An 8954-nucleotide genomic window follows, 5' to 3' on the forward strand; every position below is an offset into this window, starting at 1 on the left:
GAGGCCGCCGCGGCGCCCCTGGCCGGCCGCGCCTTCGTGCTCACCGGCGCCCTCGAGGGGCTGACCCGGGACGAGGCCAAGGCGGCCATCGAGGCGCGCGGCGGCCGGGTGACGGGCAGCGTCTCGCGCCGGACCGACTACGTCGTCGCCGGCGAGGACGCCGGCAGCAAGCTCGACAAGGCCCGTGAGCTCGGCGTCACGGTCCTGGAGGAGGCGGGGCTGCGCGAGCTGCTCGGCGAGTAGCCGCCGCCGGCCGCTGGCCACGTCCCGCCGAGAGGCCGTAGACTCTCCCTGTCATGAAGGATCCGGGCGCCTACCGCCAATTCCCCAAGCAGGCCGGGGGCAGCTGCACCGGAGCGGCCTCCCCGGCGGCGCTGTGGCGCGTGGTGACGGCCATCGGCGGGGAGAACCGCTACTACTACCTCAACCCCCTCTGGGAGCTGCGCGAGCGCCTCGACACGCTGGTGGGCGGGCCGGGAGGGCGCCGCGGCCGGCCGGCGCGCGAGACCCTGCGCGCCGGGGACGTGATCGACTCCTGGCGGGTCCTGGCGGTCGAGGAGGAGCGGCGCCTGGCGCTGCTGTTCGGGATGAGGGCGCCGGGCACCGGGGTCCTGGAGTTCCGGATCGCGCCGCTGCCGGCGCGCGGCGCGCGGCTGGCCGTGACCGCCTACTGGGCGCCCCGGGGCCTGCCGGGGCTGCTCTACTGGCACGCCATGGACCCGGCGCACCGGGTCCTCTTCCAGGGGCTGACGCGCGAGATCTGCCGCCGGGCGGAGGGCGAGGCCGGAGAGGCGGCCCGGACCGCCTGATGGCGCCAAGAGCGGCTGCTATGGTTAAGGGACTGGCTCGCCTCTCCGGCGGGTGTATCGGCCCGATACCGGGCGGTCTCGCGCGCAATGGTAGGGAGGTCCTCTCCACAGGGGTGTGGGCCCGCGACCCCCGCGCAGACCTAGAGGGAACGCCTTCATGAGCAGTCAACTCCCCCCGCGGGACGGGTGCTACAACGGGGCCGACGGCGAGGGGCGCCTGCGCCGGGAGGCGCGCCGGCGGCTGGCCGATTCCGGCGCCTCCGTGGATATCTCCTGGATGGCCACGGCGGATGTCCAGGCCCTGCTCGAGGAGCTGCGGGTCTGGCAGGCCGAGCTGCAGGTCCAGAACGAGGAGCTCCGGGCGGCCCGCGATGAGCTGGCCGTGGCCCGGGACCGCTACCGGGACCTCTTCGAGCACGCCCCCCTCGGCTACCTGATCCTCGATAGCGACGGTGGCATCCAGGAGGCGAACGCCATGGCGGCCTGGCTCCTCGGCCAGGATCGCGACGCGCTCCTCGGCCGCGGCCTGGGGGCCTTCGTCGCCCCGCGCTCCCAGGACGAGTGGTTCCGCCACCGCCGGGCGCTGCGCCCCGGGGCCGGGCGGCTGACCGCCGAGCTGGAGCTGCTGAGCCCGCAGCGCCCCGGGGAGGCGCCGCGCACCGTGCGCATCGAGACCCTCCCCGAGGAGGGCGGCGAGCAGCCGGGTGGGCGCTTCCGCAGCGCGCTGCTGGAGGTCACCCTGCGCAAGCAGGTCGAGCGGGACCGGGATCACCTCATCGAGGTCCTCGAGGCGGCCCCCGTGCTCATCTCCTGGGCTGCCGCCGACGGCCAGGTCGGCTACATCAACCGCGGCGGCCGCCGGTGGCTCGGCCTGCCCGCCGAGGTCGAGGACGCCCGGGAGTGCCGTGACCTCGTGCGCGACCACCGGATCGCCGACTACCACCCGGAGTGGGCCCGGCGGGTGATCGAGGAGCACGCCATGCCCGTGGCCCGGGAGCAGGGCCACTGGGAGGGGGAGAGCGCCCTGCTCGATGCCGAGGGCCACGAGGTGCCGGTCTCGCAGCTAGTCGTGGCGCACCGGGACAGCGGGGGCGAGGTGGTGCGCTACTCGACCGTGGTGCAGGACCGGAGCCGGGAGGAGGCGCTGGAGCGGGAGCTGGCGCAGCAGGCCTTCTTCGATCGGCTCACCGGCGTGGCCAACCGCCGCCACTTCGAGCGCCTCCTCGAGCAGGAGAGCCAGCGGGTGAACCGCTACGCCGAGCCCCTCTCCCTGGTCTTCCTCGATGTCGACGGCTTCAAGGCGCTCAACGACGCCTACGGCCGGGAGCTCGGCGACGAGGTGCTCCAGGAGCTGGTCCGCCGCCTCCAGGCCCGCCTGCGCGAGCCCGACGCCATCGGCCGCTGGAGCGGGGAGGCGTTCATGGTGATGCTCCCCCAGACCCGCCTCTCCCAGGCGCAGCAGGTGGCCGAGGCCCTGCGCGGCCAGATCGCCGAGGCCTGCTTCCCGGGGACCCGGGGGATCACCGTCAGCCTCGGCGTGACCCAGCACCGCCCCGGCGAGCGGCTCCGGGAGCTGCTCAGGCGCGTCGACGACGCCCTCCACGCCGCCAAGCGCGAGGGCGGCAACCAGGTCGCCTCCCAGCGCTAGCCGCCGCCGGTGGCGCGCTGCGGAATCGCTGCTAGCCTTTCTAGGTGAGCCATCGGCTCGAGTCTGTATCCACTTTTTCTTGAGATCGCCGTACTCGGGGGAATGGGCCGTGCAGCGGCCCCGCTCCGTGGGGCAGCGGCGAGGAGGTAGCTCATGGGCGTTAACCAGTCGGTCGAGGATCCGGTCCAGGGTCTCAGCGAGCTCCAGAAGCGGCTCTGGGAGGGGTGGCTGCAATCCATGAAGACCGTGCAGCCGCCCGGTGAGCCCGGGCTCAGCGAGTGGCACCGGCAGTACCAGCAGAGCCTGGAGGTCTGGGAGAAGGCCGTCCAGGAGGCCCTCGACGCCCAGTGCGACTGGGGGGACCGCTGCTCCGAGCAGCTCGAGGGCGCGCAGCTGCCCGGCCCGATGCAGGGGGTGGCCAAGCAGAACCTGCAGCTGATGAAGGCCTGGGCCGAGACGCGGCGCAAGATGTGGCACGCCTGGTTCGAGAGCCTCAAGCACATGGACCCGAGCCAGCTCGTCCGGCAGATGGAGGGCGGTTTGGGCCAGCCGCAGGCCTGGCAGGCGGCGGGCGAGCAGACCGGCGAGACCGCGGCCTCCGGCAAGGGGAACGGCTCGGGCGCGACGGTGGCGGCCGGGGAGGCGGCGCAGACGGCCCCGGCGGCGAGCGGCAGCAGCAGCAGCGGCAGCCGCTCGACGGCGCGGAGCAAGAAGGCGAGCAGCTAGCGGCGCACGCCCTGGAGCTGAGCGGCGGCCCCGCTAGTCGGGGGCCGGCTCCATGGCGAGCAGGATCCGGCCGCGGCCCTGCTCCTCCCCTTCCTGGAGCATGCGGGCGTTGAGCCACAGGCGCTGGCGCTTGCCGGGGCCGGGGTCGATCTCCAGCTCCAGGTCCTCGAAGCGGTGATCGGTGGGCAGGACCTCCTCGAGCAGGGCGCGCAGCTCCGGGTGGTCCCAGCGCCCCCCGCCGATGCGGAAGAGCTCCTCCCCCTCGACCTGCTCCGGCGCCATCCCCGTGAGCCGGTAGAAGCCGCGGTTGGCGGAGACGATCCGCATCCCGGCGTCGAGGATGAGCAGCGGCTCGCGGATGGTGTGGACGATGTGGCGGAAGTAGGCCTCGCTGAGCTCGAGGCGCTTGGCCGCCTGGATGTCGTGGAAGGTGCAGACGAGGCCATCGACGGCGTTCTGGGTGGTGCGGTACGGCATGATCCGCAGCCGGTACCAGTCGCCCTCCACGGTCTGGACGTCGACCTCCTTGGGCCGGAGGCTCGAGAGCACCTCGTGGGCGTCCGCCGTTAATTGGCTGTAGTCGAGGTTGGTGGCGAGCTCGTCGATGGGGCGGCCGATGTCGTTGGGGCGCAGGGAGACCAGGTTGCGCGCCGCCTCGGTGAAGCGCTTGATGCGCATCTGCTCGTCGAGGAAGAGCGTGGCGATGTCGGTGCTCTCGAGCAGGTTCTTCATGTCGTCGTTGGCCTGGGAGAGCTCGTTGACCCGGGACTCGAGCTCGGCGTTGACGGTGCGCAGCTCCTCGTTGAGCGACTCGACCTCCTCCTTGGAGACCTCCAGCTCCTCGTTGGAGCTCTGCAGCTCCTCGTTCATGGACTGCAGCTCCTCGTTCATGGACTGCAGCTCCTCGTTGGAGCTCTGGAGCTCCTCGACGGTGATCTGCTTGTCGCGCTGGAGGGCCTCGAGCTCCTGACGGAGGCCGGCCTCCTCGCTCCCCTCCTCACCGCTCGCGCCCGCCGGCTCGCCGCCCGCCGGGCCACGACGCCGCCCTGCCGCCGCCTCCGGCGCCGGGGCGCTCCCGGCCTGATCCCCCTCCCGCTGCGGCTGCAGGCTCACGAGCCGCAGCCCCTTGAGCGTCGGCGGCGTGCGCAGGCGGCGGGCGCGCACCTCGATCGCCTCGCGGGCGCCGTTGGTCTGGACGCGGGCGTGCTTGACGATCTCCTCGGCGTCCTGCCCGGCGACATCCCGGAGGGCCTGGGCGAGCGGGGCGCGCAGGCCCGGCCGGGCCATGTCCAGGAGGTGGTTCTGCGCCGGCCCCGGCGCCGGCTCCAGGTAGCGCCCGGTCCGCCCGTGGATGTAGACCACCTCGCCGCGGTCGTTGACGAGCAGGCACGGCGGCGCGAACTCGTCGGCGAGGAGCCGCGCGATGCTATGGCCCAGCTCCGTGCCGCCTTGCTGCGCCGGCGTTTCCGCCGGCGGCTGGGGCTCGAGGCTGGAGCGCCGCGCCACGACCCCGGGGAGCTGGGGGAGGCGCTCCGCCGCCCACCCGCCCTGGCGGCGGTAGAGCCGCCACTGCTTGTGGAGCACCTCGAAGGCGTCGAGGGTGCTGTCCATAGACTCCGAGGGGCCGAGCATCAGCAACCCGCCGTCGGCGAGGCTGTAGTGGAAGAGCTGGAAGAGCTTGGCCTGGAGGTCCTTTTTCAGGTAGATGAGCAGGTTGCGGCAGGTGACCAGGTCCATCCGGGTGAAGGGGGGATCGCGCAGGAGGTCGTGCCGGGCGAAGATCACCATGTCCCGCAGGGACTTGCTCACCCGGTAGGTATCCTCCTCGGCGATGAAGTGCCGGGCCAGCCGCTCCGCCGAGAGGTCCTCGGCGATCCCCGCCGGGTAGCGCCCGGCGCGGGCGATCTCGAGGGCCTCGGCATTGATGTCGGTGGCGAAGATCTGGACCCGCGGCGGCTCGCCCAGCGCCTCGAGGCACTCGCTGACGAGGATGGCCAGCGTGTAGGCCTCCTCGCCGGTGGCGCAGCCCATGACCCAGGCCCGGAAGCCCCGCTCGGCGGGCGCCGAGCGCAGCCGCTCGAGCAGCGGCCCCTCGGCGAGGAGCTGCCAGGCCTCGGGGTCGCGGAAGAAGCTCGTGACGCTGATGATGACCTCCTTGAACAGGAGGTCGATCTCCCCGGGGTTGCGCTGGAGGAAGGCGAGGTACGCCTCGGGGGTCTCCAGGCGGTGGAGGTGCATGCGCCGCTCCAGGCGCCGGACGAGGGTGCTGCGCTTGTAGCCGGAGAAGTCGTAGCCGGTGCGCTTGCGGACCTCGTGGAAGATCGCCGCCAGGGTCTGCTCGGGGATCTCCGGCGCGGCGGCGTCCCCCGAGGCGCTGCGGGCGTCCACCCCCTCGATATGGTGGAGCACGGCGTGCGGGATCTCGGCCGGCCGGAGGACGGCGTCGACCAGGTGCGTCTCGAGCGCGCTCCGCGGCATGCTCTCGAACTGGCAGGAGCCCGGCTCCTGGGCGATCGCCATCCCCGACTGCGACTTGATGGCCTGCACCCCGAGGGTCCCGTCGGTCCCGGTCCCCGAGAGGACGATGCCGACGGCCCGCTCGCCGGCCTCCCGGGCGAGGGAGCGGAAGAAGGCGTCGATGGCGTGGGGGCGCCCTCGGCTGTGCTCCTGCGCCTCGGCCCTCTCCTGGGCGTCGTGGGCGCGCGCCCGGAGGTAGCCCTCCTCGAGGACCCAGTCGCCGCGGGAGGGGACAATATAGACGGTGTCAGCGCCGATCCGGCCGGCCTGGTGGCCGTCGATGATCGGGCGCTCGGTGTGCTCCCGCAGGATCTGCGGCAGCAGGCTGCGGTGGTCCGCCGGGGCGTGGGTGACGATGAAGTAGGCGGCGCCCGTGCTGCGCTCCGGCAGGTGCTCGAGGATCTCCTGGATGGCCTCCAGGGACCCGGCCGAGCCGCCGATGCCGACGAAGAAGCGGGCCGGCGCCTCGGTAGCTGGGGGATCGGCTGGGCGGTTCAATTGCGGGGCTGCCGGCTTCCGATGAGGGCGGCGACGCTGCGCCAGGCGCTAGCGCGACCGCCGGTGGCCCCCTGCAAGGGGGAGGAAAAGAGACGGGCTCAGCGGACGAACGATGACTGGCGGAAGGGGAGGGATTCGAACCCCCGGGGGGATTGCTCCCCCAGCTGATTTCGAGTCAGCCGCCTTCGACCACTCGGCCACCCTTCCAACATGATTATTATGCTCGATCAATCAGCGCCTTGCAAGGGCGGCTCCGCGGTGAAGGTCACCGAGGTGTAGCGCGCGACCTGCATATCCGGCGACCAGTGGTCCGGCCGCAGGCCGGCCTTGGCCTTGAGGTGGGCGATGAACGCCTGCGGCTCCGGCAGGTGCGCCCAGACCGCCGGCAGGAAGGTCGCCTGGCGGTGGCCGTCCTTGAGGATCAGGCCGTCCTCGCCGGGCCGGAGCCGCTCGAGCAGCTCCGCCTCGCTGTCCACCCACAGCTGCTCGGGGTCGGTGAGCACCGAGGCGCTCAGGGTCAGCCGGTCGAGCTCGGCGCGGGAGACCGGCTCGAAGCGCGGGTCCGCCAGCGCCGCCTCGACGGCCGACTCCTGGGCCTGCTCGATGAGCGGCTTGCGGCCGATGAGCGTCCCCATGCAGCCGCGCAGCTGCTCGCCGTGGTGGAGCGAGGCGAAGGCCGCCCGCGTCTGCTGGAGCGGCTCCGGCAGGTTGCGGGGCACCGGCGGGGCCTCGCCGGTCTCCAGGCGGTGGGCGATAGCCTGCCGGGCGAGCCGGGCGAGCAGCCGGCCGTGCTCGCCCGGGATCCCGAGCTGCGAGGCCTGCTGCTGGGCGTTAGCAGAGGGCTCAGTCGAAGACATAGCTGGCGTACCCCACGACGGCGGAGCGATCGCCGGTGGCGTCGGCGGAGTTGCACTGGGCGACGGTCCGCGCCCGCAGGCCGTGGCGCCGGGCGAGCCAGAGCAGCCCGCGCAGGGGGACGGCGCCGCAGGCGCGGCGGCTGTCGAGGCGCTCGCCGTCGAGGGCCTCGACGGCCTCGGTGGTCTCGCGGTCGAGCCGCCGGGCCGTGGCGTCGTCGTAGAAGTGGCTGAGGTCGGTGCTGACCACGAGCAGCGTCTGCGCGTCCCAGAGCTGCTCCATGAGCCCGCCGCACGCCTCGGGGCCGGCGCGGCCGACGGCGATGGGCAGGCACTCGAGGCCCTCGAGCGCGCGCTGGAGGAAGGGGAGGTGGACCTCCAGGCTGTGCTCCCGGGCGTGGGCCGCGGCGCTGACCTGCACCGCCGGGTGCGCCCGGGCGCGCTCGTAGAGCTCGGCGCTGATCGGCACCTCGCCGAGGGGGGTGGTGAAGGCCTCGGCCTCGGGCAGGGCCATCCCCTCGAGGGGGACGAAGTGCGACGGGCCGAGGAGCACGACGCGGCGGATCCGCGCCCGCGCCGGGGCGAGCAGGGCGTAGCCCGCCGCCGCCGCGGCGCCGGAGAAGGGGTAGCCGGCGTGGGGCAGGGCCATGGCGCGCGGCGCCTGCTCCCCCGCGGCGCGCTCCGCCGCGGCGCCCTGGAGCAGCTCGTCGACGTAGGCGCGCAGCGCTTCGGGCTCGCCGGGGTAGAACTGCCCGGCGACCGCCGGCGCTCGCGTGGTGGCTGCCTCGTGGCGCATCATCGCCTCTCGGACCGGAACCTGCCGTGCGGGTGGCCGTCTAATGGGACGGCACCCACCCCCGGAAGGTTCCCCCACTACGACGGCATCGAGCAACTGCGGCCTACTATGAGAGCACGCCAGCGCGACCCGCAAGACCCCTCCATCGTCGCCACCGACTACTGGCACCGCTGCGGCGACGGCCGCGTCGAGTGCGACCTGTGCCCCCGCCACTGCCGCCTGCGGGAGGGGCAGCGCGGGCTGTGCTTCGTGCGCGCCGCGCAGGGCGGCGAGGTGGTGCTGACCACCTACGGCCGCTCCAGCGGCTTCTGCCTCGACCCCATCGAGAAGAAGCCGCTCAACCACTTCCTGCCGGGGACGCCGGTGCTCTCCTTCGGCACGGCCGGCTGCAACCTCTTCTGCAAGTTCTGCCAGAACTGGGAGATGAGCAAGTCGCGGGAGATGGACCGCCTCGCCGACCGGGCCGAGCCGGAGCAGCTCGCCGAGGCCGCCGAGCGGCTCGGGGCGCGCAGCATCGCCTACACCTACAACGACCCGGTGATCTTCCACGAGTACGCCGTCGACGTCGCCGCCGCGGCGCGCGAGCGCGGCGTCCGCTCGGTGGCGGTGACCGCCGGCTACATCGAGCCGGCGCCGCGGCGCGAGCTCTTCGCCGCCGTGGACGCCGCCAACATCGACCTCAAGGCGTTCACCGAGCGCTTCTACAAGCGGCTCACCGGCGCCGAGCTGGCCCCGGTGCTCGAGACCCTGGAGTACGTCTACCACGAGACGCCGGCATGGCTGGAGCTGACCACCCTGCTCATCCCCGGCGAGAACGACGCCGACGGCGAGATCGAGGCCATGGCGCGGTGGATCGTCGAGCGCCTCGGCCCCGAGGTGCCCCTGCACCTGACCGCCTTCCACCCCGCGTTCAAGATCACCGACCGGCCGCCGACGCCGCCGGAGACCCTGGGCCGGGCGCGGCGGATCGCCCGGGCGCAGGGGCTGCGCTACGTCTACACGGGCAACGTCCGCGACGCCGAGGGCGGCAGCACCTACTGCCACGCCAGCGCCCGATCCGGTAGCCGTCGCGCTCGATAAGGCGCTCGCCGCAGGCGTGGCAGTAG

General features: G+C 73.3%; 7 protein-coding genes, 1 tRNA gene and 1 pseudogene. 5 read left to right on the forward strand and 4 right to left on the reverse strand.

Annotated features, from left to right (window positions below; translation table 11 throughout):
* The 4 genes from CKO13_RS08480 to CKO13_RS08495 all read left to right on the forward strand — a co-directional run.
* A partial coding sequence (locus CKO13_RS08480; protein WP_338034613.1) for a BRCT domain-containing protein occupies positions 1-243 on the forward strand: 243 nt, incomplete at its 5' end.
* Between the two features lie 53 nt (positions 244-296).
* Positions 297-809 carry a DUF2867 domain-containing protein gene (locus CKO13_RS08485; RefSeq protein ID WP_200259478.1) on the forward strand — a complete coding sequence of 171 codons (513 nt, stop codon included), beginning with the start codon at positions 297-299 and terminating at the stop codon, positions 807-809.
* 157 nt (positions 810-966) lie between these two features.
* Positions 967-2457, forward strand: a complete 1491-nt coding sequence (locus tag CKO13_RS08490; RefSeq protein ID WP_200259482.1) for a sensor domain-containing diguanylate cyclase — start codon at positions 967-969, stop codon at positions 2455-2457.
* A 153-nt stretch (positions 2458-2610) separates the two neighbouring features.
* Positions 2611-3183 carry a hypothetical protein gene (locus tag CKO13_RS08495; RefSeq protein WP_200259485.1) on the forward strand — a complete coding sequence of 191 codons (573 nt, stop codon included), beginning with the start codon at positions 2611-2613 and terminating at the stop codon, positions 3181-3183.
* Positions 3184-3216: 33 nt separating this feature from the next.
* Here the strand turns inward: CKO13_RS08495 and CKO13_RS08500 are convergent, their stop codons facing one another.
* The 4 genes from CKO13_RS08500 to amrB form a co-directional block, all read right to left on the reverse strand.
* On the reverse strand, positions 3217-6198 hold the full coding sequence (locus CKO13_RS08500; RefSeq protein ID WP_200259488.1) for a CheR family methyltransferase: 2982 nt from the start codon (positions 6196-6198) through the stop codon (positions 3217-3219).
* 117 nt (positions 6199-6315) lie between these two features.
* A tRNA-Ser gene (locus CKO13_RS08505) sits at positions 6316-6405 on the reverse strand.
* Positions 6406-6425: 20 nt separating this feature from the next.
* On the reverse strand, positions 6426-7055 hold the full coding sequence (gene amrA / locus CKO13_RS08510; RefSeq protein WP_200259491.1) for an AmmeMemoRadiSam system protein A: 630 nt from the start codon (positions 7053-7055) through the stop codon (positions 6426-6428).
* Positions 7042-7848 (reverse strand): AmmeMemoRadiSam system protein B, encoded by an 807-nt coding sequence (gene amrB, locus CKO13_RS08515; RefSeq protein ID WP_200259494.1) that lies wholly within the window; start codon positions 7846-7848, stop codon positions 7042-7044. Before amrB ends, amrA begins: the two co-directional genes overlap by 14 nt.
* 108 nt (positions 7849-7956) lie before the next feature.
* Between amrB and amrS the strand changes: the two are divergent.
* Positions 7957-8889, forward strand: a pseudogene (amrS, locus tag CKO13_RS08520) (AmmeMemoRadiSam system radical SAM enzyme); the annotation flags it as partial.
* Positions 8890-8954: the final 65 nt, after the last annotated feature.

The sequence above is a fragment of the Halorhodospira neutriphila genome (assembly GCF_016584055.1).
In the GTDB taxonomy this organism is placed as follows: domain Bacteria; phylum Pseudomonadota; class Gammaproteobacteria; order Nitrococcales; family Halorhodospiraceae; genus Halorhodospira; species Halorhodospira neutriphila.

What these genes read in the sequence shown, in the direction of transcription:
- CKO13_RS08485 (WP_200259478.1), top strand. Translation starts at nt 297, where the DNA reads ATGAAGGATCCGGGCGCCTACCGCCAATTCCCCAAGCAGGCCGGGGGC.
- CKO13_RS08490 (WP_200259482.1), top strand. Translation starts at nt 967, where the DNA reads ATGAGCAGTCAACTCCCCCCGCGGGACGGGTGCTACAACGGGGCCGAC.
- CKO13_RS08495 (WP_200259485.1), top strand. Translation starts at nt 2,611, where the DNA reads ATGGGCGTTAACCAGTCGGTCGAGGATCCGGTCCAGGGTCTCAGCGAG.
- amrA (WP_200259491.1), bottom strand. Translation starts at nt 7,055, where the DNA reads ATGTCTTCGACTGAGCCCTCTGCTAACGCCCAGCAGCAGGCCTCGCAG.
- amrB (WP_200259494.1), bottom strand. Translation starts at nt 7,848, where the DNA reads ATGCGCCACGAGGCAGCCACCACGCGAGCGCCGGCGGTCGCCGGGCAG.